The organism is Actinomadura formosensis NBRC 14204, assembly GCF_001552155.1.
Lineage (GTDB): Bacteria > Actinomycetota > Actinomycetes > Streptosporangiales > Streptosporangiaceae > Spirillospora > Spirillospora formosensis.
The window spans coordinates 19,375-41,461 of sequence record NZ_BCQQ01000040.1; the positions used below are offsets into that span (position 1 = coordinate 19,375).

23 protein-coding genes and 2 tRNA genes are annotated in these 22,087 nt (G+C 68.8%); 20 read left to right on the top strand and 5 right to left on the bottom strand.

All coding sequences use genetic code 11. The annotated features are described in order from the left end of the window. Position 1 precedes the first annotated feature (1 nt). The 10 genes from gnd to AF1_RS13350 all read left to right on the top strand — a co-directional run bounded on the left by gnd (position 2) and on the right by AF1_RS13350 (position 11,048). Entirely contained in the window at positions 2–922 is a 921-nt protein-coding gene (gene gnd / locus AF1_RS13305; protein WP_067797490.1) for a phosphogluconate dehydrogenase (NAD(+)-dependent, decarboxylating), read from the top strand. 118 nt (positions 923–1,040) lie between these two features. Then, positions 1,041–2,171, top strand: coding sequence for a DNA replication/repair protein RecF (gene recF / locus AF1_RS13310; RefSeq protein WP_067797493.1), 1,131 nt, complete (start codon positions 1,041–1,043; stop codon positions 2,169–2,171). A 17-nt stretch (positions 2,172–2,188) separates the two neighbouring features. Beyond that, a complete protein-coding gene (locus AF1_RS13315) occupies positions 2,189–2,710 on the top strand; it encodes a DUF721 domain-containing protein (RefSeq protein WP_067797496.1) in 522 nt (173 codons plus the stop codon). 357 nt (positions 2,711–3,067) lie between these two features. Further along, positions 3,068–5,005, top strand: a complete 1,938-nt coding sequence (gene gyrB, locus AF1_RS13320) for a DNA topoisomerase (ATP-hydrolyzing) subunit B (RefSeq protein ID WP_084262848.1) — start codon at positions 3,068–3,070, stop codon at positions 5,003–5,005. 85 nt (positions 5,006–5,090) lie between these two features. Next, a complete protein-coding gene (gyrA, locus tag AF1_RS13325; RefSeq protein ID WP_067797503.1) occupies positions 5,091–7,595 on the top strand; it encodes a DNA gyrase subunit A in 2,505 nt (834 codons plus the stop codon). 42 nt (positions 7,596–7,637) lie between these two features. Then, positions 7,638–8,609 (top strand): DUF3566 domain-containing protein, encoded by a 972-nt coding sequence (locus AF1_RS36310; RefSeq protein ID WP_242608848.1) that lies wholly within the window; start codon positions 7,638–7,640, stop codon positions 8,607–8,609. A 91-nt stretch (positions 8,610–8,700) separates the two neighbouring features. Beyond that, positions 8,701–8,777, top strand: a tRNA-Ile gene (locus tag AF1_RS13335). 158 nt (positions 8,778–8,935) lie between these two features. Further along, positions 8,936–9,418 carry a hypothetical protein gene (locus AF1_RS13340; RefSeq protein WP_067797506.1) on the top strand — a complete coding sequence of 161 codons (483 nt, stop codon included), beginning with the start codon at positions 8,936–8,938 and terminating at the stop codon, positions 9,416–9,418. A gap of 150 nt (positions 9,419–9,568) precedes the next feature. After that, positions 9,569–10,444, top strand: a complete 876-nt coding sequence (locus tag AF1_RS13345; RefSeq protein ID WP_067797510.1) for an aminoglycoside phosphotransferase family protein — start codon at positions 9,569–9,571, stop codon at positions 10,442–10,444. A gap of 244 nt (positions 10,445–10,688) precedes the next feature. Further along, a complete protein-coding gene (locus tag AF1_RS13350) occupies positions 10,689–11,048 on the top strand; it encodes a 5-carboxymethyl-2-hydroxymuconate Delta-isomerase (RefSeq protein WP_067797513.1) in 360 nt (119 codons plus the stop codon). 167 nt (positions 11,049–11,215) lie between these two features. Here the strand turns inward: AF1_RS13350 and AF1_RS36315 are convergent, their stop codons facing one another. Then, positions 11,216–11,563, bottom strand: a complete 348-nt coding sequence (locus AF1_RS36315; RefSeq protein WP_242608847.1) for a hypothetical protein — start codon at positions 11,561–11,563, stop codon at positions 11,216–11,218. A gap of 259 nt (positions 11,564–11,822) precedes the next feature. On the opposite strand from AF1_RS36315, the gene AF1_RS13355 reads away from it, so the two are divergent. The 5 genes from AF1_RS13355 to AF1_RS13375 all read left to right on the top strand — a co-directional run bounded on the left by AF1_RS13355 (position 11,823) and on the right by AF1_RS13375 (position 16,111). Next, on the top strand, positions 11,823–12,527 hold the full coding sequence (locus tag AF1_RS13355; protein ID WP_067797516.1) for a bleomycin resistance protein: 705 nt from the start codon (positions 11,823–11,825) through the stop codon (positions 12,525–12,527). Positions 12,528–13,084: 557 nt separating this feature from the next. After that, entirely contained in the window at positions 13,085–13,318 is a 234-nt protein-coding gene (locus AF1_RS13360; RefSeq protein WP_067797568.1) for a hypothetical protein, read from the top strand. After that, positions 13,275–14,195, top strand: coding sequence for a helix-turn-helix transcriptional regulator (locus AF1_RS13365; RefSeq protein WP_084262849.1), 921 nt, complete (start codon positions 13,275–13,277; stop codon positions 14,193–14,195). Before AF1_RS13360 ends, AF1_RS13365 begins: the two co-directional genes overlap by 44 nt. A 94-nt stretch (positions 14,196–14,289) precedes the next feature. Beyond that, positions 14,290–15,225: a DMT family transporter gene (locus tag AF1_RS13370; RefSeq protein ID WP_242608846.1), complete on the top strand. Its 936-nt coding sequence runs from the start codon at positions 14,290–14,292 to the stop codon at positions 15,223–15,225. Between the two features lie 241 nt (positions 15,226–15,466). Beyond that, entirely contained in the window at positions 15,467–16,111 is a 645-nt protein-coding gene (locus AF1_RS13375; protein ID WP_067797519.1) for a GNAT family N-acetyltransferase, read from the top strand. Between the two features lie 222 nt (positions 16,112–16,333). On the opposite strand, the gene AF1_RS13380 is transcribed toward AF1_RS13375, so the two are convergent. Further along, positions 16,334–17,125: an SDR family NAD(P)-dependent oxidoreductase gene (locus AF1_RS13380; RefSeq protein ID WP_067797574.1), complete on the bottom strand. Its 792-nt coding sequence runs from the start codon at positions 17,123–17,125 to the stop codon at positions 16,334–16,336. Positions 17,126–17,142: 17 nt separating this feature from the next. Continuing rightward, on the bottom strand, positions 17,143–17,352 hold the full coding sequence (locus AF1_RS13385) for a hypothetical protein (protein ID WP_067797522.1): 210 nt from the start codon (positions 17,350–17,352) through the stop codon (positions 17,143–17,145). A gap of 206 nt (positions 17,353–17,558) precedes the next feature. Between AF1_RS13385 and AF1_RS35815 the strand changes: the two genes are divergently transcribed. Next, a complete protein-coding gene (locus tag AF1_RS35815; RefSeq protein WP_217999819.1) occupies positions 17,559–17,678 on the top strand; it encodes a DLW-39 family protein in 120 nt (39 codons plus the stop codon). A 900-nt stretch (positions 17,679–18,578) separates the two neighbouring features. After that, positions 18,579–18,651: transfer RNA gene (locus AF1_RS13390), tRNA-Ala, on the top strand. A 59-nt stretch (positions 18,652–18,710) separates the two neighbouring features. Here the strand turns inward: AF1_RS13390 and AF1_RS35135 are convergent. Continuing rightward, positions 18,711–18,863 (bottom strand): hypothetical protein, encoded by a 153-nt coding sequence (locus AF1_RS35135; protein ID WP_169804032.1) that lies wholly within the window; start codon positions 18,861–18,863, stop codon positions 18,711–18,713. Between the two features lie 126 nt (positions 18,864–18,989). Here AF1_RS35135 and AF1_RS13395 point away from each other — a divergent pair, with 126 nt between their 5' ends. Beyond that, complete coding sequence (locus AF1_RS13395; protein ID WP_067797525.1) at positions 18,990–19,226, top strand: recombinase family protein; 237 nt, start codon at positions 18,990–18,992, stop codon at positions 19,224–19,226. Here AF1_RS13395 and AF1_RS13400 read toward each other — a convergent pair. Next, positions 19,198–19,680, bottom strand: a complete 483-nt coding sequence (locus AF1_RS13400; protein WP_084262853.1) for a GNAT family N-acetyltransferase — start codon at positions 19,678–19,680, stop codon at positions 19,198–19,200. The genes AF1_RS13395 and AF1_RS13400 overlap by 29 nt on opposite strands. An 826-nt stretch (positions 19,681–20,506) precedes the next feature. Between AF1_RS13400 and rsgA the strand changes: the two genes are divergently transcribed. Together rsgA and AF1_RS13410 are read left to right on the top strand one after the other, a co-directional pair. Continuing rightward, complete coding sequence (gene rsgA / locus AF1_RS13405; RefSeq protein WP_255218800.1) at positions 20,507–21,355, top strand: ribosome small subunit-dependent GTPase A; 849 nt, start codon at positions 20,507–20,509, stop codon at positions 21,353–21,355. Positions 21,356–21,435: 80 nt separating this feature from the next. Next, positions 21,436–21,948, top strand: a complete 513-nt coding sequence (locus tag AF1_RS13410; protein WP_067797535.1) for a GNAT family N-acetyltransferase — start codon at positions 21,436–21,438, stop codon at positions 21,946–21,948. The last annotated feature ends 139 nt before the right edge of the window (positions 21,949–22,087 follow it).

Sequence of the window (22,087 nt, forward strand, 5' to 3'; positions counted from 1 at the left end):
CATGGAGCTTGGGATCATCGGCCTGGGCAAGATGGGCGGCAACATGGCCGAACGGCTGCGCCGCGGCGGCCACACGGTCGTCGGCTATGACCGCGACCCGCAGGTCACCGACGTGGGGTCGGTGGAGGAACTGGTGGAGCGGCTGTCCCCGCCGCGCGCGGTGTGGGTGATGGTGCCCGCCGGCAAGCCCACCAAGGACACCGTCCACAAGCTGGGGGAGGTCCTCCAGCCGGGGGACATCGTCGTTGACGGCGGTAATTCACACTATGTGGACGACCAGAGGCACGGCGAGGAACTCGCGGCCAAGGGCATCGGGTTCATCGACTGCGGAGTGAGCGGCGGGGTGTGGGGCCTGGAGAACGGCTACGCGCTCATGGTCGGCGGCGACGACGACAACGTGAAGCGGCTGATGCCGATCTTCGAGACGCTGAAGCCGGAGGGGGAGTACGGCTTCGTCCACGCCGGCAAGGTCGGCGCCGGGCACTACGTGAAGATGGTCCACAACGGCATCGAGTACGCGATGATGCAGGCGTTCGGCGAGGGCTACGAGCTGATCGAGGCCAGCGACCTGGTGACCCGCGTGCCGGAGACGTTCCTGAGCTGGCAGGAGGGCACGGTCATCCGGTCCTGGCTGCTGGACCTGCTGAACCGCGCCCTCGCCGAGGACCCGGAGCTGGACGACCTGCGCGGCTACGCCAACGACTCGGGCGAGGGCCGCTGGACGGTCCAGGCGGCCGTCGAGCACGCCGTCCCCCTGCCCGCGATCAGCGCCTCCCTGTTCGCCCGTTTCGCCTCCCGCCAGGACGACTCCCCCGCCATGCGCGTCGTCGCCGCCCTCCGCAAGCAGTTCGGCGGCCACGCCGTGGAAGCCGTCGGCGACGGCGACTCCCCCGGTGCCGACGTGATCCCTCCCAAGGTCTGATCGCGAAGTTATCCACAGAAGTGGGTGCCGGCCCCGGCTCTCGGCGGCCTGTTGGATGCTGGGAGTGGGGTCGGCCCCCCGGGCGGGTGGGGGCCGGGAGGCTCTACGCTCGGATCTCGTGCATGTCGCCCACCTTTCGTTGCAGGACTTCCGCTCCTACCCGGCCGCCGAGGTCGCGTTGGAGCCGGGGGTCACGGCGTTCGTGGGGCCCAACGGGCAGGGGAAGACGAACCTGGTCGAGGCCATCGGGTACGTCGCCTCGCATGGGAGCCACCGGGCGGCGACCGATGCGCCGCTCGTCCGGCATGGGGCGCCGCGTGCGATCGTCCGGGCGGGGGTCGTGAAGGACGACCGTAAGGCGCTCATCGAGCTTGAGATCAACCCGGGTAAGGCGAACCGGGCACGGCTCAACCGGGCACCCGTCCCCAGGCCACGCGAGATTCTGGGAATGTTGCGGACGGTCTTGTTCGCCCCAGAAGACCTGGCGCTCGTGAAGGGCGACCCGGGGGAGCGCCGTAGGTTCATGGACGAGCTGCTGACCACGCGGGCTCCCCGCTTCGCCGGTGTGCGTTCCGACTATGACCGCGTCCTCAAGCAACGCAACGCCCTGTTGAAATCGGCGGCCGCGCATAGGCGCTCCCCCGGGCCGGAGGTACTCGCGACCCTGGACGTCTGGGATTCGCATCTGGCGCGCACTGGAGCCGAGCTACTGGCGGGCCGGTTGAACCTGGTTGAAGCTCTACGGCCGCTTGTAGCGCGGGCCTATGCGGCGCTTGCGCCGCACAGCGGCGCGGCCGACCTCGTCTACAAGAGTTCGCTGGGGGACGTCGAGTTGTCCACAGACCGTGGACAACTCGCCGAGCAACTGATGGCCGCTGTCGGTGAGTCACGTAAGCAGGAGCTGGAGCGGGGTGTGAGCCTCGTCGGCCCGCATAGGGACGACCTCGTCCTGCGCCTGGGGGAGCTGCCGGCGCGCGGTTATGCCAGCCATGGCGAGTCGTGGTCGTTCGCGCTCTCGCTGAGGCTCGCCGCCTTCGAGTTGCTGCGCGCCGACGGGGACGATCCCGTCCTCATCCTGGACGACGTGTTCGCCGAGCTCGACACCGGGCGCCGCCGCCGGCTCGCCGAGATGGTCGCGCCCGCCGAGCAGGTCCTGATCACGGCGGCGGTCCCCGCCGATGTGCCGGCCGAACTGACGGGGGGCTCGTATACCGTCTCCGACGGCCGGGTCGTCCGGGACCAGCGGTGACGGGGAGGGGCGAGCGCGTGAGTGATGATCCACAGGATGTGCACGACTCCCCCGGGGCAGGGGAAGGCCCGGCCAAGTCGGGGATCGAGCTGGCGCGCGAAGCTCTCGCCCAGGCGAAGGCGGACGCTCTCAAACGCGGCACGCTGCCCGGCCGGAAGGACAGGCGCAAAGGCACCGGACGTGTCGTCCGGGTCAGCGAACCCGGGCGCGGCGGCGACCCCAAGCTGTTCGGCGCGGCGATCCGCGACCTGCTGGCGTCCCGCGGCTGGGAGCAGCGGGCGGCCGTCGGCGGTGTGTTCGGCAACTGGGCGGGCATCGTCGGCGACGAGCTGGCCGAGCACACCCGCCCCGAACGCTTCGAGGACGGCGAGCTCACCGTCGCCGCCGATTCGACGACGTGGGCGACGCAGCTGCGGCTGCTGTCGTCCACGCTCGTCCGCCGGCTGAACGAGGAACTCGGGCACGGCACCGTCCGCCGGGTGAAGGTGGTGGGCCCGTCGTCCGGGCCGCGCCGCACGGGCGCCTGGCGGGTGCGGTGAGCGGTGCGGCGAGGGGCCGCGGAGTGTCGGTGGCGGGTGGGAACATCTGTTCGGGACACGGGGACCCCGGTTCAGCGGCCAGCGCCACGTAGGCCAGAGAACCCCCCGGGACCTATGGGGGGATGTGGCTCCAGGCCCGAGCGGCCGCCACACGCGCACACAGCGCTCGTGAGTACCACTTTCCGTCGCGTCACCCGGTAGAATGAATCCGGGTTCAGGATGCTGCGCCGCCATGGGGTGCCCGGGGCTCTGAGCAACGTGAACAGAGCACGACCGGGTGCCCTGATGTGTGTTACGGGGCACACCGCGCCTCCTTCGGGCGCGGAGCGGCAGACATCCCCGGCAGGAGGATCTCCTTTGGCGTACGACGCTAGTTCGATCACTGTCCTTGAAGGGCTTGAGGCGGTTCGCAAGCGCCCCGGCATGTACATCGGATCGACCGGTGAGCGCGGCCTGCACCACCTCGTCTACGAGATCGTGGACAACGCGGTCGACGAGGCCCTCGCCGGCTACGCCGACGACATCGTGGTGACGCTGATGGCCGACGGCGGCGTGAGCGTCCTCGACAACGGCCGCGGTATCCCGGTCGGCGAGCATCCGGTGGAGAAACGCCCGGCCATCGAGCTGGTGCTCACCACGCTGCACGCGGGCGGCAAGTTCGACGGCAAGTCCTATGCCGTCTCCGGCGGCCTGCACGGTGTCGGCTCCGCCGTGGTGAACGCGCTGTCCACCCGGATGGAGGCCGAGGTCCGCACCGACGGCCACGTGTGGCGCCAGTCGTACACGTGGCGCGGCCCCGAGACCGAGCTCCGCCAGGGCGAGGAGACCGACGAGACCGGCACCCTCATCAGCTTCTGGCCGGACCCCGGGATCTTCGAGACCACCGAGTGGAACTTCGAGACCCTCTCCCGCCGCATGCAGGAGATGGCGTTCCTCAACCGCGGCCTGTCCATCACGCTGCGGGACGAGCGTCCCGACCACTCCAACGGCGAGCCGCACATCGTCCGGTACCACTACGAGGGCGGCATCGAGGACTTCGTCCGCTACATCAACGCGCGCAAGGACGCCGCGCACGAGTCGGTCATCTACTTCAGCGACGACACCACGGGCATGTCGATCGAGATCGCCATGCAGTGGAACTCGTCCTACGCCGAGTCCGTCCACACCTTCGCCAACACCATCAACACGGCGGAGGGCGGCACCCACGAGGAGGGCTTCCGGGCGGCGCTCACCACGATCGTCAACCGGTACGCCCGCGACAAGGGCCTGCTCCGCGACAAGGACGACAACCTCACCGGCGAGGACGTGCGCGAGGGCCTCACCGCCATCATCTCCATCAAGCTGGCCGACCCGCAGTTCGAGGGCCAGACCAAGACCAAGCTCGGCAACACCGAGGCCAAGTCGTTCGTGCAGCGGGCCTGCAACGTCTACCTGCGCGACTGGTTCGAGGAGAACCCGGGCGAGGCCAAGGAGATCATCAGCAAGGCGTCGCAGGCGGCGCGCGCGCGGGTCGCGGCCAGGCAGGCCCGTGACCTGACCCGCCGCAAGAGCCTGCTGGAGTCGACGTCCCTGCCGGGCAAGCTGTCGGACTGCCAGTCCACCGACCCGGCCAAGTCGGAGCTGTACATCGTCGAGGGCGACTCGGCGGGCGGCTCGGCGAAGGGCGGCCGCAACCCGCACTTCCAGGCGATCCTCCCGATCCGCGGCAAGATCCTGAACGTGGAGAAGGCCAGGATCGACAAGATCCTGAAGAACAACGAGGTGCAGGCGATCATCACGGCGCTCGGCACCGGCGTGCACGACGAGTTCGACATCACCAAGCTCCGCTACCACAAGATCATCCTGATGTCGGACGCCGACGTCGACGGCCACCACATCAACACCCTGCTGATGACGCTGCTGTTCCGGTTCATGAAGCCGCTGATCGAGGCCGGGCACGTGTACCTGTCCCAGCCCCCGCTCTACAAGATCAAGTGGGATGCGCGCGGCAGCGACGCCGACTACGCCTACTCCGACGCCGAACGCGACGCGATCATCGAGGCCGGCATCGCGGCGGGCAGGCGCGACCCCCGTCCCCGCGACCAGGTGCAGCGCTTCAAGGGACTCGGCGAGATGAACGCCAACGAACTCTGGGACACCACCATGGACCCCGACAACCGGGTCCTGCTCCAGGTCCAGCTGGACGACGCCGCCCAGGCGGACGAGCTGTTCAGCGTGCTCATGGGCGAGGAGGTCGAGCCCCGCAGGGAGTTCATCCAGCGCAACGCCAAGGACGTGCGCTTCCTCGACATCTGAGGTACGCCCCTGGGCAGGGCTCCCATCGGCCTGACTCCCGCAGGCGGCAGTACTTCCTTCCCACCGAGCAGAAGAGGTCTTCAGAGTGACTGACCTGACCACAGAGGGCGGCCACCAGGGCGAACGGATCGAACCGGTCGACATCCAGGTCGAGATGCAGAAGAGCTATCTCGACTACGCGATGTCGGTCATCGTCGCCCGCGCGCTGCCCGAGGTACGCGACGGCCTCAAGCCCGTCCACCGCCGCGTCCTGTACGCCATGTACGACGGCGGCTACCGGCCCGACCGCGGCTACTTCAAGTGCGCCCGCGTCGTCGGCGACGTCATGGGGAACTACCACCCGCACGGCGACAGCGCCATCTACGACGCGCTCGTCCGGCTCGCGCAGCCCTGGTCGATGCGGTACCCGCTGGTCGACGGCAACGGCAACTTCGGCTCGCGCGGCAACGACCCCGCCGCGGCCATGCGGTACACCGAGTGCCGTATGGCGCCCCTCGCGATGGAGCTTCTGCGCGACATCGACAAGGAGACCGTCGACTTCTCCCCCAACTACGACGGCCGCTCGCAGGAGCCGGACGTCCTGCCGTCCCGGTACCCGAACCTGCTGGTCAACGGGTCCGCGGGCATCGCGGTCGGGATGGCGACGAACATCCCGCCGCACAACCTGCGCGAGGTCGCCGACGGCGTCAGGTGGTATCTGGAGAACTACGGCGCCTCCGACGAGGAACTGCTCGAAGCGCTGGTCGAGCGGGTCAAGGGCCCCGACTTCCCGACCGCCGGCCTCATCGTCGGACGCAAGGGCATCGAGGACGCGTACCGCACCGGCCGCGGCTCCATCACCATGCGGGCCGTCGTCGAGGTCGAGGAGATCCAGGGCCGCACCTGCCTCGTCGTCACCGAACTCCCGTACCAGGTCAACCCGGACAACCTCGCCCTCAAGATCGCGGACGGGGTCAAGGACGGGAAGCTCGACGGCATCGCCGACGTCCGCGACGAGACGTCCGGCCGGACCGGGCAGCGGCTCGTCATCGTCCTCAAGCGGGACGCCGTCGCCAAGGTCGTCCTGAACAACCTGTACAAGCACACCCAGCTGCAGGAGACGTTCGGCGCGAACATGCTCGCGCTGGTGGACGGTGTGCCGCGCACCCTGCGCATCGACCAGTTCGTCCGGCACTGGGTCGCGCACCAGATCGACGTCATCATCCGCCGCACCCGGTTCCTGCTCCGCAAGGCCGAGGAGCGCGCCCACATCCTGCGTGCGCTGCTCAAGGCGCTCGACCGGATCGACGAGGTCATCGCGCTGATCCGGCGTTCGCCGTCCGCGCAGGAGGCGCAGCGGGGCCTGATGGGGCTGCTGGAGATCGACGAGATCCAGGCGCAGGCCATCCTCGACATGCAGCTGCGCAAGCTCGCCGCCCTGGAACGCCAGCAGATCACCGACGAGTACGACAAGCTCATGGCGGAGATCGCCGACTACAACGACATCCTCGCCTCGCCCGAGCGGCAGCGGCGGATCGTCGGTGAGGAGCTCGACCCGATCGTCGAGAAGTACGGCGACGACCGGCGCACCCAGATCATCCCGTTCGACGGGGACGTGTCGTACGAGGACCTCATCGCCGAAGAGGACGTCGTCGTCACCATCACCCGCGGCGGCTACACCAAGCGCACCCGAACCGACCAGTACCGGGCGCAGCGGCGCGGCGGCAAGGGCGTCCGCGGCGCGCAGCTCAAGCAGGACGACATCGTCGACCAGTTCTTCGTCACCTCGACGCACAACTGGATCCTGTTCTTCACCAACAAGGGCCGTGTCTACCGCGCCAAGGCCTACGAGCTGCCCGACTCCGGCCGTGACGCGCGCGGCCAGCACGTCGCGAACCTGCTGGCCTTCCAGCCGGACGAGCACATCGCCCAGGTCCTGGCCCTGCGCGACTACGACGTCGCCCCCTACCTGGTGCTCGGCACGAAGAAGGGCCGGGTCAAGAAGACCGCGCTGCGCGACTTCGACTCGCCCCGCACCGGCGGCATCATCGCCATCAACCTCGTCGAGGGCGACGAGGTGATCGCGGCGCGGCTCGTGTCGGCCGACGACAACCTGCTGATGGTCTCGACGGGCGCGCAGGCGATCCGGTTCCACGCCGACGACGAGTCGCTGCGGCCGATGGGCCGCGCCACCTCCGGTGTCATCGGCATGCGGTTCGACGGCGACCAGGAGGTCCTCAACATGCTCGTCGTGCGGGACACCTCGCACGACGTCCTGGTGGCCACCGAAGGCGGCTACGCCAAGCGCACTCCCGTGGACCAATATCCGCTGCAGGGGCGTGGGGGTAAGGGGGTCCTCACCGCTAAGATCGTGCAATCTCGCGGGATGTTGGTAGGGGCTCTGATGGTCGGCCCGGACGACGAGGTGTTCGCGATGACGTCCAACGGGGGCGTCATCCGTACCACCGCCGCCGAGATCAAGCAGTCCGGTAGGCAGACCATGGGCGTCCGCCTGATGAACCTCGCCGACGGGGACAGCGTGGTGGCCATCGCGAGGAACGTAGAGTCCATGGAGGACTCAGACGATGCCGAAGGGGACGACGGTGAGTGACGTATCCTGCATCGTCACCGAGCCGCTAGGCCAGGAGGACACGTGAGCACCGAGCCCGGCAAGAGCAAGGGCGGGTCCGGCGAGGCTGCTTCGGGGGCGGGTGGCACCGGCAGGAAACCCGGCGCCAAGCAGGGCAAGACCGGGGGCAAACCGGCCAAGATCGTCTCCGCCGCGTCCGCCAGGTCCGGACGGGACGAGACGACCGTCGACATCGAGTCCGCCAAGCCCGATTCGGACGGTGCCGACAGCACCAGGATCGACCTGGCGAAGATCGAGGAGAAGCCGGCCGAGGACGCCGCCCTGCCCGAGATCGCCCCGGCCGAGGACACCGCGGACGACAAGCCCGCGGGCGGCTCGCCGTCTTCGTCGTCGCCCTCCGGCTCGGCGGGCTGGGCCAAGCCCGCCGAGCCGTCCAGGTCGGTCTCGGCAGGACGTACGGAGAACGCCGGCGCATCGTTCAACGCGTCGAGCGCGGCATCCGGGAACTCGCCGTCGGTGCCGCCCCCGTCCCCGTCTTCGTCCCCGTCTTCGTCCTCGTCCTCGGGCGGTTCGGGCCGGGGCTTCGCCGGTACCGTCCTGAAGGACCGCCCGTCCACCGCGGTGGCACCGGCGAACTCGGCCAAGCCCACCGGCAAACCGGCGCGCAAGGCCCAGCTCCAGCTCGCCCGGCTCGAACCGTGGTCGGTGATGAAGTTCAGCTTCGTGATGTCGCTGGTCTGCTTCGTCGTCCTGCTCGTCGCCGTGATCGTCCTGTACACGATCCTCGCCGGCCTCGGCGTGTTCGACGCCATCAGCGACACGATCAACAGCCTCACCAAGGAACAGGGCGAAACGACCGGCAGTGTCGATGCGGGCAGCTGGTTCTCCTTCATCCGTATCTTCGGCTACACCGTCCTCGTGGGCGCCCTGAACGTCATGCTCATCACCGCCCTCTCCACGGTCGGCTCCGTCATCTACAACCTGGCCGCGGACCTGGTCGGCGGCGTCGAGGTCACCCTCAAGGAGGCCGAGTAGCCCCCTCCCGCCGCCGCCCGGCAATCGATTTCCGGTTGCCCGCCCAGATGGGGTAACCTCTCGTTGCGCCGCCAGGGCGGCGGCACACTCCGGGCCTATAGCTCAGTCGGTTAGAGCGCATCCCTGATAAGGATGAGGCCGGTGGTTCAAGTCCACCTAGGCCCACCAGACCAAAGACCCCCGCCGGGTACCGGCGGGGGTCTTTTGGTGGCGGCAGTGACGGCAGCGGCCCTGGCCTTCCGAGTCGCCGAACAGTTCCCCGGCCCCCGGCGGCGCACTCGTGCCGGGTGCGGGAACCGGCGATCGGCATCCACCGTCTCAGCGGCATGAGCGTGTCGACGACCATCCTGCCGCTGGCAGGAGTGGCTCTCGGTTCCGCCGGAACCCTGATCGGTCAATACCTCTCCACACGTGTGGAGGCACGACGCGCGCGGTTCGAGCAGGCCAGCGCGGAACGCGCGGAGCGCAAGGAAGCGCTCATGGAGTTCCTGTCCGCGGCCCAACAGGTAGAACTGTGCTTGGATCGCCTCTCCATGGGAGAGCGGCTTGAGGAGTCCGAGAAGTGGCAGCACCTGCACACGCTTTGGCTCGCCAAGAAGGTCCCGGAACTCGTGTGCACCCCTCCAGTCGCCCAGGCAGCCCACGACTACACTCTCGCCCTCCACGCGCTGCTTCGGGGACAAGCCACCGAAGAGGGCGCACTGCCCAAGCGTGAACTCCGCTTCGCGTTCATAGAGGCCGCTCGCCAAGAACTCGGTATGGCAGGCGAGCCCATGAGGAGGGATCCCCCCATACGAGAACTCAGCTAGTAGCCACCCCCGGTTGAGTCGTCGGCGGCAGTGAGGGCAACGCTGACGGCAGCACCAGCGGACGCGTGGCCGGGGCCATGACCCGTGCCGCGCAGACCGTGGTCGGGGTGGTCCATTGCCAAGGCCGGCTGCGCATGGAGACTGGGCCATGTGATCGAGATAACCGCCGGCGTGGTCCACGCTTTGATCCGCGAGCAGTTTCCCGAGTGGAGCGACCTTCCGATCCAGCCCGTTGCCCGTCAGGGCTGGGACAACCGGACCTTCCGGCTCGGCGATGAACTCGCCGTCCGCTTGCCCAGCGCCGAAGGTTACGTGGCCGGCATCGAGAAGGAGGACGGCTGCCTGCCGATCCTGGCCGGGTATCTGCCGTTGCCGGTGCCGTCGCCGGTCGCGACCGGCCGACCGACCGCCGACTACCCTTTTCCGTGGTCGGTCCGACGCTGGATACCCGGGCGAACGGTCGAAAGCGCCGCCGACGTCGATCGGCGCCGGCTGGCACGCGACCTTGGCGCCTTCTTGGCCGCACTTCGCCAGGTCCCGGTCGGGTCGGGGCCGGTCGGCGGTCCTCACTCCTTCTTCCGGGGCTGCCACCCGAGCGTCTACGGCCACCAAGTCCAGGCCGCGCTCGACATGCTCGCCGGCGTGGTCGATGTCGCCGCCTGCCAGGCCGTCTGGGCGGACGCACTGACCTCGGCGTGGCCGGCGGCGCCGGTGTGGTTCCACGGCGACATCGCCACCGGCAACCTCCTCACCACCGATGGGGTGTTGTCCGCGGTCATCGACTTCGGCACCTGCGGTGTCGGAGACCCCGCCTGCGACCTGGTCATGGCGTGGACCTACTTCGCCGATGACGAGCGGAAGGTCTTCCACGAGGCGATCGGCCTGCCCGGCGACACATGGCGGCGGGCGCGCGGATGGGCGCTGTGGAAAGCACTCGTCACCATGGCCGGCCTTTCCAGTCCAGCCTCCGCGGACTTCCAAAACCAGGTCCTGGCCCGTGTCCTCGCCGACCCGGTCGCACACTGACACCCCACGTGCTCTGCGTATTCACGTGGTCATCACCAGCTGAACGTCCGGCCACACCTGGGCCGTCCGAGACGCGGCGCCGTCACGACCTCGGGGAGGGGCACCTCCTTCGCCCGAAACCCGAGACCGGCTGTTCCTCGCTGTCTGCGACGAGACGATCCGGTTCGACATCACGTTTCACCACCCACAAGCGGGGCGGCGGTGGGTTTGCCCCGCCCTGCGGGCAGCCTCGACAATGCGCGGTATGCCGCAGATCACCGTGGAGTATTCCGAGGTCCTTGCGGAGGCATTCGATCGGCGCGGATTCGCGCTGACACTGCACTCTGCCGCGGCCGAGCTGATCGGCAGCCCGCTGCCCGACTTCAAGACCCGGTTCCATGCGATCAGCGAAGCGGTCATCGGCGGCGGCGCGGCCGGGGAGGCGATGATCCATGTCGATCTGGCGATCCTGCCCGGCCGCGCCCCCGAGATCAGAGCCCGTCTCGGAGATCTGACCCTCGCGACGTTGTGCGACCACATCAAGCCCGGCACAGGGGTGAACACCCAGGTCACTGTTGAGGTTCGGGAGATTGCGGGCTACCACAAACGCGTCCTGGAACCCTGACTGCTCCTCGTCTTGGTCACTCCACCCGTTAGGTGCATGCGCCGGACGGCAGTGACGGCACCAGCAGATGGGGATCGCCTCATCACTCCTCAGCCGGCCGGCCATCTGCTTGGGGCGCGCAGGCGGAGGCAGCCGTCCGACTGGGTGCCCCGGGTCGATTACGGCACTCATTGTGGACGGGGATCGTCTGCGCTGGTCAGCGGGTGGTTATCCCAAGACTGAAGGGGTTTCTCCACAGATTGTGGATAACTTGCTGCACAGTGGCGGGGACGTGTTACCTCCTCGAACCTCGTCACATAACCCGACCCGGGTGCGGGCACGTTCCAGTCGCGGGCGATCTCGGTTGCGTACTCCTCATTGAGGACCGGGGAGAAGATCGGCTGGTGGGGCAGGCGCGGGCGGAGGGCCTGGACGCCATTGCGGGCGGCCTCCTCTTCGTCCGCATGCCGGACGGAATCGGCGCTGCCGTCCGCGAAGATGCGGGGTGTCAACGGTGCATGCTGGTCCGCCTTCACGATGAAATGGACGGGACGGCGGGGATGACGTCCGGTGGTCTCCGAGCCGTCCGACCGAACCCTTCACGGGGACCGGGCAACGGATGGCAGGACCGTGCGAGAACAGCCCCATTGTCCACAGTCTGTGGATAACTTCTGGATTGTGGGGAGCCTCACCCCGAGACAGACGCACTCCATTCTCTTCTGCGCCCGGTGGGGTGGCGGCATTGGCATGTAATCAAGGTTGACTACTTTCCTTGATCGGCTTACGGTCGCGGGCATGGGTGAGAAGGTGATGCCGATCTTTCCGTGCCGATCGATCGAGGTGACCTGGGAGTTCTACCGGGTCCTCGGCTTCGAGCAGTCGGCCTGGCAGCGGCGTCCCAACCCCTACCTCGGCGTCCGGCGCGGGGACGTCGAGCTGCATTTCTTCGGGTGGAGGAAGCACGACCCGGCCGCGTCCATGAACATGTGCTACATCGTCACAACGGCCGTGGATGACCTGTATGAGTCGTTTCGAGGCGGGCTCAGGCAGGCCCTCGGCCGGGTGCCCGCGCGCGGGCTGCCGAGGCTGAGCGCGTTGCGGGACACGTCATATGGAGTCCGGCAATTCCTCCTCAACGACCCGGACGGTCTCCAACTCCGCATCGGCCAGCCGATCTCGGAGCCGACGCATGCACCCGTCCCGACGGAGACCGTGGCCAAGGCGCTCCACATGGCCACGGTGCTGACGGAATCGAAGGGGGACCACCGCGCCGCCGCCAGAATCCTCGACCACCTTCTGGCATCCGGTGAGCCCCTGACCGCCGCTGAACGCCTCAAAGCCCTGGTCCTGCGCGCCGACGCCGCCGTCCACATGGGGGAATGGCCCCGCGCTCGCGCGCTGATCGCCGAAGCTCGCGGCGTACCCGCCGGAGGGTCGGCCGGCCATGCGGACGATCTCCGCCGGCTCGCGGACCTGGAGGAGGCCGTCCCCGCCCAGTAGGTCTGGGGATTCCAGCCGGGGGTTGGGGACGTGGCTGGGGATTATCGGTGGGTAACGCTGTCCACCGATGCGCCGGGGCTGTGGAGGACGGTCGCCCACAGGCTGTGAATGGGGTGTGTACAGTCCCGGCTCAGGACGCCCTTAATCCCTGGTCAGCAGGTTTTCCACGTCGTGGACAACCGGTTGTGCCGCCTGGGGAAGAATGGTGGACATGGAGTCGGCCGGTTGTACCCAGGTTGTGCACGGAAGTTATCCACAGGCTGTGGATTCCGTGTACACGGCCGCGGTCGGGTGGATGATGAAGCAAGCGGTGTCCGATGCGCCGCACGGACCGTGGAAAGCCCGGCTGTTCTGGGGATCCGCCTGTGGACGCGGCCTCCAGATCGCCTGCTGGCGGGATGGAGGGGGTGTGTGCGAACGTTACCCACAGCCTGTGGACGAAGGTCTTCCCGGGCCTCTTCACCGCGACTGTGCGCACGTACGGCGGCCTGGACTCGGGGAGGCAAAAGCCCTTCCAGCCTGCGAACATCAGTTCGAACGCGTGCTACGCTCCCGCCATGGGGCAGTTGCTGAACGAGCCGGTCCGGACGGAGCACGATCCGGCGGGACGGCTCACCGCGTACGAGTGGCGGGGGTCGCGCTACGCGGTGGACGAGGTGCTGAAGACCTACGGGACGGGCCGCGAGGGCAGGGTCTACCGCGTGCGGGTCACCGGTGCCGAAGGCGTGGCGGTCGCGGAGCTCGGTCGTGACGAGGACCGCTGGCGGCTCCGGCACGTCTTCTCGGCCTGACCGCCGGGGCGGTCCGGCGGCCGACCGGACCAGCTGGACGCGGGTCGGCGGAATCCAGGGGGCACCGCTCGACCTGCTGGCGGCCAGGATCGGCCGCCGGCACTACGCGCCGCACACCCATGACGAGTACGCCATCGGGGTGACGGTCGACGGCCTGGAGACGATGTGCTACCGGGGCGAGAGGATCTACTCGGCGGCCGGGAGCGTCGTCGTGGTGGAGCCGGGCGAGGCGCACACCGGCGGCCCGGCACATCCCGAAGGGTTCGCCTACCTGTGCGTTTACCCGGGCGCGGAACTGCTGGGCGCGGCGACGTCCGCGGATCCCGGTCCGGTGGCCGCGGAACCGCACTTCCGCGAGCCGATCATCGACGATGCCGGTCTCGGTGACGCGCTGCGGCTGGCCCACCGCGCCCTCCGGCTCGGGCAGGACCCACTGGAGGGAGAATCCCGGCTGCTCGCGGTGCTCGGCATGCTCGTCCGGCGCCATGCGGTGCATGGGCGCGGAGCGGTCCCGCAGCGCGGCAATGCCGACGCCGGGCGGATCGCGCGCCAGGTCACGGCCCGCCTCTCCGACGAGCTGGTCGCCCCGCCGACGCTGACCGAGATGGCCGCCGACCTGGAGCTTTCCCGCTACCAGTTGCTGCGCGCCTTCCGCCACGCGATGGGCATGCCGCCGTACGCGTGGCTCGCCCAGCACCGGGTGACGCGGGCCCGTGCGCTGCTGGACGTGGGGTACCGGCCGGCGGAGGCCGCGACGCTCGTCGGGTTCGCCGACCAGGCGCACCTGACCCGCTGGTTCCGCCGCGTGCTCGGCGTCACGCCCGGCGTGTACCGCAACAGCGTTCAAGACAGCGCGATGCGCCGTCCCGCATCCTGAGCAACGTCCGCCCCACGAAGCCGGCCGCGTCGGCCGAGCCGCCGTGTAGCGCCGCTCGTCCCATGTCCGGCGACGGCGGACAGGAATGGAGGTCGTGTTGAGTCGCCGTGGCTGGATTCTGTTCACGCTGATGAGCGTGCTGTGGGGCATCCCCTATCTGTTGATCAAGGTGGCGGTCGAGAACGTCTCGGTGCCCACGGTGGTGTTCGCGCGGACCGCGCTCGGCGCCCTCGTCCTGCTGCCGCTGGCGCTGCGGTCCGGGCGACTGGACGTCGTCCGCCGGCACTGGCGTCCGCTGCTGGTGTTCACCGCGGTGGAGATCATCGGCCCGTGGGCGCTGCTGTCGGACGCCGAGAACCAGCTGACCAGTTCCATGTCCGGGCTGCTGGTCGCCGCCGTCCCGATCATCGGGGTGGTGCTGGCGATGCTCACCGGCGACGCGGAGCGGCTCGGCCCGGTGCGATGGGCGGGGCTGCTGGTCGGGCTGGCCGGGGTCGGCGTCCTCGCCGGACCGCACCTCGGCGGCGGCAGCGCGTGGGCGATCGGCGAGGTCATGCTGGTCGCGCTCGGCTACGCGATCGCCCCGTTGATCGCCCTCCGCCGCCTCCAGGACCTGCCGAGCCTGCACATGGCCGCGTTCGCGCTGGGCATCGCCGCGCTCGTCTACACCGGTCCCGCGATCGCCACCTGGCCGGAGGAGATGCCGGGCGGACGCGTGCTGGCCGCGCTCATCGCCCTCGGGCTGATCTGCACGGCACTGGCGTTCATCGTGTTCTTCGAACTCATCCGCGAGGTCGGCACGTCCCGCGGAATGGTGTTCACGTACGTGAACCCGGCCGTGGCGGTCGCCGCCGGTGTCGCGTTCCTCGGCGAGCCCCTCACCGGGACGATCCTCGCCTCCTTCGCGCTGATCCTCGGCGGCTCCGTCCTGGCAACGGCGCGCCGGGCCCCGTCCCCCGCAGCCGCGCCCCCGGTCGAGGACGAGCGGGCCGGCGACGCGAAGGCCGAGCCCGAACCCGCCTCGGGATGAGGGGCACCGCGAACTTCGCCGCCTTTCTGATGTCGGCGGACGGGGTGATCGCTCGGTATTCGAGGGTGCGGCGGCCTTTGCCGGGCTTGCCAAGGCGATGAAAGGGCCGTCCGTGGGGAACAGCCGGGGTGTTCCGCTGATGCTTGGGATCGCATTCGGCCAGGTACCGGCTCGACATCGTCCGCTGAATTCTCGAAGCGGGTAGATCGCCTCACCGAACTCGGGGGGAAGGGCTGCCGGGGTGCTCACGCTGACGGAGATCGCCGAGGATCCGCTCGTCCTGACGCGCCGCCTGCGCCTGCGCGACGGTTCGGAGGTCCTCTTCCGCCCCCTCGCACACGCCGATGCGGCGCACCTGGCCCGCTTCCTGGAGGCCCTGTCCCCCGAGTCGAGGCGCCTCAGCACCTTCGACGGGTACGACTTCGCGGCCGCCCGGGAGTTGTGCGCCGCGATCGCGCGCTACGACAAGCTTCGACTCGTGCTCGAAGAAGTGCGGTCCGGCAGGATCGTCGGCCTTCTCGAATTCAGCCTCGATCTGACTTCGGCGGACATCGCGCGGTACCGCGAAGCCGGGGTCCGCCTCGCAGAGACCACCGACTGCCGGTTCGGCCCCACTCTGGCCGATGACTACCAGGACAGGGGCGTCGGAACGCTCATCTTTCCGCTCGTCACGGAGGTCGCCCGGCGGCTCGGCAGGACGAGGATCATCCTGTGGGGCGGCGTCCTCGGCGATAACCCTCGCGCCATTCGCTACTACGAGAAGAACGGCTTCCAACCGGTCGGCTCCTTCATCGGAGAAGACGGCCTTCGGTCGCTCGACATGATCCTGGACCTTCACGTGGTACCGGATCAGGCGAGCCCGTTGCCGCGGCGCAGTAGTTCGTAGCGGGCCGCTCAGGTGTCCGGTGAGATGCGCGCGGAACTTCGGTATGCAGCCGTCCCCGAAGCGCTTGGCGGCGTCATCGGTTCCAGGACGGTCTCGATCCCGGCCGTTCACGTGCGCAGATCCCCATTACGAAGGTGTACGCGGCAGAGGGGGCGACCGGAGGCTGCGCCCGGCCCACCCCGCTGATCAAGCGGGACACGCCCGGAGTATCGGGATTTGCCGCTACCTCTTGTCGCGCTGGCCGTTCGCGAGGCCCTGCACGATGCGCCGCCCGCCCGCGCGCCGTTGCACGGCCGCCGACAGGACCGGGGCGACCCCGCCGATCCGGGCGCCGAGCCGCAGCCCGAACGGTGCGACGTCGATCTCCGCGATGTTCCGTTCGATGGCCCGGACGGTCGCGCGCGCCACATCCCGCGGCGAGCGCGTCCCGATGCCTCTGGGCAGCGTCACGCCGGCGTCCGCGAACATCCCCGCATCCCGGATGAACCCCGGGAAAACGGTCGACACGCCGACACCGTGCGGACGCAGATCCTCCCGCAGCGCCAGAGCGAATCCCCGCATACCGAACTTTGTCGCGTTGTACAGCGATGCATGGCCGGACGCCGTCTTGCCGGCCAGCGACGACACGAACACCAGATGCCCGCGGCCACGGGCGGCCATCTGCGCGGCGGCGAGCCTTGCCATCACGATCGGCGCCCGCAGGTTGACGTCCAGCGTCCGGTCGATGTCGGTGGTCGAGTAGTCGCTCAATAGCCCGGACCCCGGCAGTGCCGCGTTCGCCACCAGCACGTCCACCCGCCCGGCCTCGTCCAGCAACTTCTCTGCCGCGTCGCGATCGGCCAGGTCGGCGACGATGGCGCGGCCGCCGAGCCGGTCGGCCAGCGGCTCCAGGACCTCCGCCCGCCGGCCCGTCAGCACGACCCGTCCACCATGCTCGGCCAGCGCCCTCGCCAGCGCCTGCCCGATCCCGCCGGTCGCCCCGGTCACCAGGACGTTCGCTCCGCGCAGATCCATGCCGAGATGATGGCGGATCACATGCCGATCCGCCACAGCAGCAGGACGACCGAGGACAGCACCAGCCCCGCCGCGCCGAGCGGCACATCACCCATCACGATCAACGCGGCGCATCCCATGGCGACCAGCCCCGCGACCAGCACCAGCCCCCCGCCCCCGGGCCTGCCCTCCTGCGACACGCCCGGGTCCAACTCCCGTTCCCAGCGCCGGAAGTCGTCCTCTGCCATCGGCACTCCCGAAGGTCGTCCCCCCGGAACATGCGACTGGCCCGCCGTCCCGGCCGGACGTTTCATCGGACACGAAGTCCGATAACGGCGAGCGGGTGCGGATCGCCCGGCAACGATTGCTAGGCTGCGAAGAGCCCGGGGGAAGCAGATGCTGATGTATACATCCCCGGGATCTGACTTCATAGTCGAGGTGAAGGGGTCCCACCGTGAAGAAGCTGCTCATTCTCGCTGTTGTCGCACTCGGTGGTTTCGCCGTCTGGCGCCGGATGCAGCAGGACCGCGCCGAGCTGGACTTGTGGACCGAGGCCACGTCGTCCGACAACTGACACGCCGACGACAGGCCCCGGCGTGACCGACGCGGCGCCGATCACCGTTGCCCGCATCGATCTCGCCGGGGACCCCCGTCGCTGACGGCGGCACCGTCGAAACCGCCTACGTCGAAGCGATTCCCACCCTGGGGATCATCTACGGCACGGCGGCGTGCGGTTGTGCCCGCTTCCGTAACGCGCACGTTTGATCAGCATTTCCCGCAGGGCTTCAACCCGAGCTCCGCTGTTCATGACGCGGATGATCGCGGTGTCCCGCCGGTTCTCGAAACCGTCGCCCCCGCAGACGCGCAGCTCGCCGTCAGTAAGCGGCAGGAACACGTTTCGGGGACGTTCGGCTTGTCTCACGGGTGACCGGGGACGGCGCGGTCCACTTGTCTTCGCGGACGAGCTAGTAGAACTGGGTTCGCAGCATACGGAAGTGCTTGTGCACGTCCCCGGATGATGCGCCAATAGCCGATGTAGCGGCGGGCCACGGCCCGGGTAATGTGCTCGACGCCCGGCCTCTGGCCGCAGCCGACAGGGCATGCGACCTTGCCCTCGGAGGTCGCTGCTGCGCGGCCCCATGCGTCCTCGCCGGCGAGCCACGCGACGAACGACCGGACGACGAGGAGGTACACCTCGACCGTGCGGGTCGAAACATTGCATGCCTCCCGCGCGATGAGCCAGGAGTCCCATGCGGCCATGAGCGACATGGTCAGGCGCTGTCTGGTCGATGGCCGCGACCTTGGAACGGTCCCGGCCACGCGGGCGGCGGGATGGATGACTCCCCTGACGGCCTCCGGAGGGGTAGGCGGATGCCCCAGCCCTGTCCGGAAAGCCTGTGCTTGTTCCTACGGTGTACGATCGACATCGGTTGCGCCCCTCCGGCGTCACCGCAGGTCACAAGCAAGATGACCAGGGGCCTTAGCTCAGTTGGTAGAGCACCGGCTTTGCAAGCCGGGTGTCAGGGGTTCGAATCCCCTAGGCTCCACCGGCGAAGACGTCCTCATCCTGATCATGGATGAGGGCGTTCGTGCAATTAGCGTGCAATTAGGCCGCCGGGACGAGCACGCCGGTAGGGCCGCCGTCCCGCTCCGCTTCGATCTTGTTGTTGAGTGCGTCGGCGATCGCCTTACCCGCTTCGGACGTCCCGTGCTGATAGATCAGCGCCGTCCGCACGTTCTCATGCCCTATCCGGCCCATGAGGTCACGCAGACTCGCCCGCTCTGCGCCGCAGGGCGTGAAACCGCACGTCCTTGAGCCCCGCCTTGCTGCCTGGAGTGCTGTCGAGTCACGGCTACCGGACACCAGTAGGCGCGATCACGCCATTTGGGACAAGGGGACCCGCGCGCCTCGGCCGGCCAGTCGGCCGCGTACGTGCTGAGCGTCGTCAAGCAGCTGCGCGAGCGCGGAGTGCGGATCGTGTCGCTGACCGAGAACTTCGACCTGGATACCAAGGAAGGCCGGTTCATGTTCGCCGTGCTCGCCGCGGCGGCCGATGGGGCCCTGGAGGCATCGCCTCCAGGGCCCTGGGGAGTCAGCGCCGTTCGGGGTCCGGACGCGTGATCCTGAACCGGGCTGTGTTCTCCTCGGCGGCCCACCGGTGGAAGCCGGCCTTTTCGAGCACTCGGATCGAGGACGGGTTCGACAGTTCCACGTTCGCGGACACGGTGTGGACGTCAGGGGCAGTGAGGGCGAACTCCGTCAGGGCCTGGGTGGCCTCGGGAGCATAGCTCCGGCCGCGGCGGGAGGCCACGATGCCGTACCCGATCTCGAGAACGCCCTCGCTGGGCGGCCAGAACAGGCCGATCGAGCCCACCACCAAGCTGCTCTCGCGCTCGATGATCAGTCGGTGGCCGTATGCGCCGAGCCAAGCCGGGTGCTGATCGAGAAGGCCCGCGATCACACGATCGCCTTCGGCGGGAAAGTCGTCCGCCCAGTGAGCGGAGTGGGTGTCATCGAGGACCGCAGTGGCCTCGCTCGTGGTCCAGGGCCGCAGGATCAGGCGCTTGGTGATCACGTCGGCGGGGGTGGGCAAAGAAGAGGAAGATACGTGTCTCTCCTGGTCGTTGGAACGACCCGGGCCGTGCTCTGCTATCGCGCGGGCCGGATGAGGGCATACCGATGAGGGCCGACGACGGCCATATTCATCAACCTCCCCATCCCGCGATCACGCGTCTGTCGCGCTGGCGTGACGGTAATCGCCGCTCCCCGTCCTAGGCAACACATATTCGGACCACTGACCCGTAGCTCGCTGAAGGTCGTATCTCTTGGATGGGGCCCCAGATCGAGCTCCGATAGAGGTAGGCGACGCTCGGAGTGCTCGGGGCCAGGGAGATGTAGATTTCGGCCCTGACCCAACGGTCCAGGAGCGCCGCAGGTACGTGGTATGGTCCCTCCATATCGGCGACGTCGATATGTGGTGTGGATCGAGGATGAGAGGGAGGTGGGGTTGATGACCGCGAAGGTGGCCGCTGTCGAATGCGGCGTTCGGACCAACCTCGTTTCCCGGGTCTCGGCCGGACTCAGCTGAGTCGACCCGCCCAGCGGGATCGTCCATCCTTCGGTGGGTTTCTTCTCGTTTCAGCCGAGGCCCCTTATCGCAAGGGTCTCCTTCGTTGTCTTCACCATTCTCCAATTCAGCCTCGCCCGAAGACGTCCTGAGCGCCTACGGGTGGGATGAGGCGTATGAGAACGCCTTCACCGCTCACCGCTCCGCCGGTCTGTCGCCCGGGCGCGTCGCCCGTGTCGACCGTGGCCACGCCACCGTCGTCACGGCGAACGGTTGGGTGCGCGCCGTCTGGTCCGCGCCCGCCGGATCACCATGTACCGGGGACTGGGCCGCGGTGCGGCCCGGCACACGACCAGAGCTGGCAGCGTTGCTGCCCCGGCGGACCGCCATAGTGCGCTCCTCGGCGTCCCGTACCTCCCACTCCCAGGTCCTGGCCGCGAACGTCGATACCGTCGTGGTCGCCGTGTCGCTTGCCGCCGCCGCGCCTGCGGGCCGGATCGAGCGCATGCTCGCCCTCGCCTGGGAGAGCGGTGCTGTACCGGTCATCGTCCTGACCAACGCCGACCGGCCGGAGCGGCCCGTCACCGTGGTGCGGGACGAGGTGGCGGCACTCGCACCCGGGGTCGACACTCTGGTGGTCAGTTCCGTCACCGGCGAGGGCATGGATGTTCTTGCGGCGGTCCTCACGGGGACGATCGTGCTGCTGGGGCCGTCCGGTGTCGGCAAGTCCAGCCTGGGCAACGCCCTGCTCGGTACCGATCTGCTGGCGACCGGTGAGGTCCGTGCGCGCGACGGCAAAGGCCGCCACACCACGGTCCACCGCGAACTGATCCGATTGCCGGGCGGCGGTGTCCTCATCGACACCCCGGGCCTGCGCGCCGTCGGCCTCCACGACAGCCGAAGCGGTATTCAGCAGGTCTTCGCCGAGATCGAGGACCTCGCCGTCGACTGCCGGTTCTCCGACTGCACCCACGTGAGTGAACCCGGCTGCGCGGTGCACGCCGCGATCGCCGCGGGCAGCTTGCCGCAGCGACGCCTGGACAGCTACCGCAAGCTGCTCCGTGAATCCGCCTGGGCCGCCTCTCGCGAGGACGCGCGCCTGCGCGCGGAGCGCGACAACCAGCGCAAGGCCATCAGCCGCCACCTGCGCGCGACCTACAAATTCCGGGACCGGCGGTCATGAACGCTCATCCCCCACGCTCCGAAGCAGTCCCCGGATCTCCCGACACGCATCCGCACACCGATAAGGAATCTCACGCCGGCATGACCACCTGGACCACCCGTCTCGAGACCGGCCACCACGACCGCCATGCGATTCGAGAGATCAACCTCGCGGCGTTCCCCACCGCGCTGGAGGCCGACCTCGTCGATGCGCTGCGTCAGGACCCGGACGCATGGTTGCCCTGGGGCTCCTGGATCGCGGAAAGCCCTGACGGCACCGCGACCGGCTTCGCACTCCTGACCCGCTGCCATGTCGACGGCGTCCCGGCCCTCGCGCTCGGGCCATGCGCCGTGCCTCCGGAACATCAGAGCATGGGTGCCGGCTCGGCGGCGATCCGCGCAGCGCTCGACGCGGCCCGTAGCGCAGGCGAGAATCTCGTCCTCGTCCTCGGCCACGCCTCGTACTACCCCAGGTTCGGGTTCACCCCGGCCTCCCGGCACGGCATCCGGCCGCCCTTCGAGGTACCGGAGGAGAACATGATGGCACTGACATTCGACCCCGCCCGCCCCATACCGACCGGTACCATCCGTTACGCCGCACCGTTCGGCGTCTGACACGGCCGATACCGCCTCACGCCTGTGGGCAAGCGGTGTACCGCTTGCCCACAGGCGACGGTGCCGGGTTGATTCGTCGATCTCCTGCGCAGACGTCTTTGCCGCACCTATCTCGTGATCGACCTGACCGGCGACTTTC

Coding starts and splice junctions, on each gene's coding strand:
- gnd (WP_067797490.1), top strand. CDS start 2: ATGGAGCTTGGGATCATCGGCCTGGGCAAGATGGGCGGCAACATGGCC.
- AF1_RS13410 (WP_067797535.1), top strand. CDS start 21,436: ATGACCACCTGGACCACCCGTCTCGAGACCGGCCACCACGACCGCCAT.
- AF1_RS13360 (WP_067797568.1), top strand. CDS start 13,085: ATGGGGCAGTTGCTGAACGAGCCGGTCCGGACGGAGCACGATCCGGCG.
- AF1_RS13340 (WP_067797506.1), top strand. CDS start 8,936: ATGAGCGTGTCGACGACCATCCTGCCGCTGGCAGGAGTGGCTCTCGGT.
- AF1_RS13355 (WP_067797516.1), top strand. CDS start 11,823: ATGGGTGAGAAGGTGATGCCGATCTTTCCGTGCCGATCGATCGAGGTG.
- AF1_RS13380 (WP_067797574.1), bottom strand. CDS start 17,125: ATGGATCTGCGCGGAGCGAACGTCCTGGTGACCGGGGCGACCGGCGGG.
- AF1_RS35135 (WP_169804032.1), bottom strand. CDS start 18,863: ATGGGCCGGATAGGGCATGAGAACGTGCGGACGGCGCTGATCTATCAG.
- AF1_RS13385 (WP_067797522.1), bottom strand. CDS start 17,352: ATGGCAGAGGACGACTTCCGGCGCTGGGAACGGGAGTTGGACCCGGGC.
- AF1_RS13350 (WP_067797513.1), top strand. CDS start 10,689: ATGCCGCAGATCACCGTGGAGTATTCCGAGGTCCTTGCGGAGGCATTC.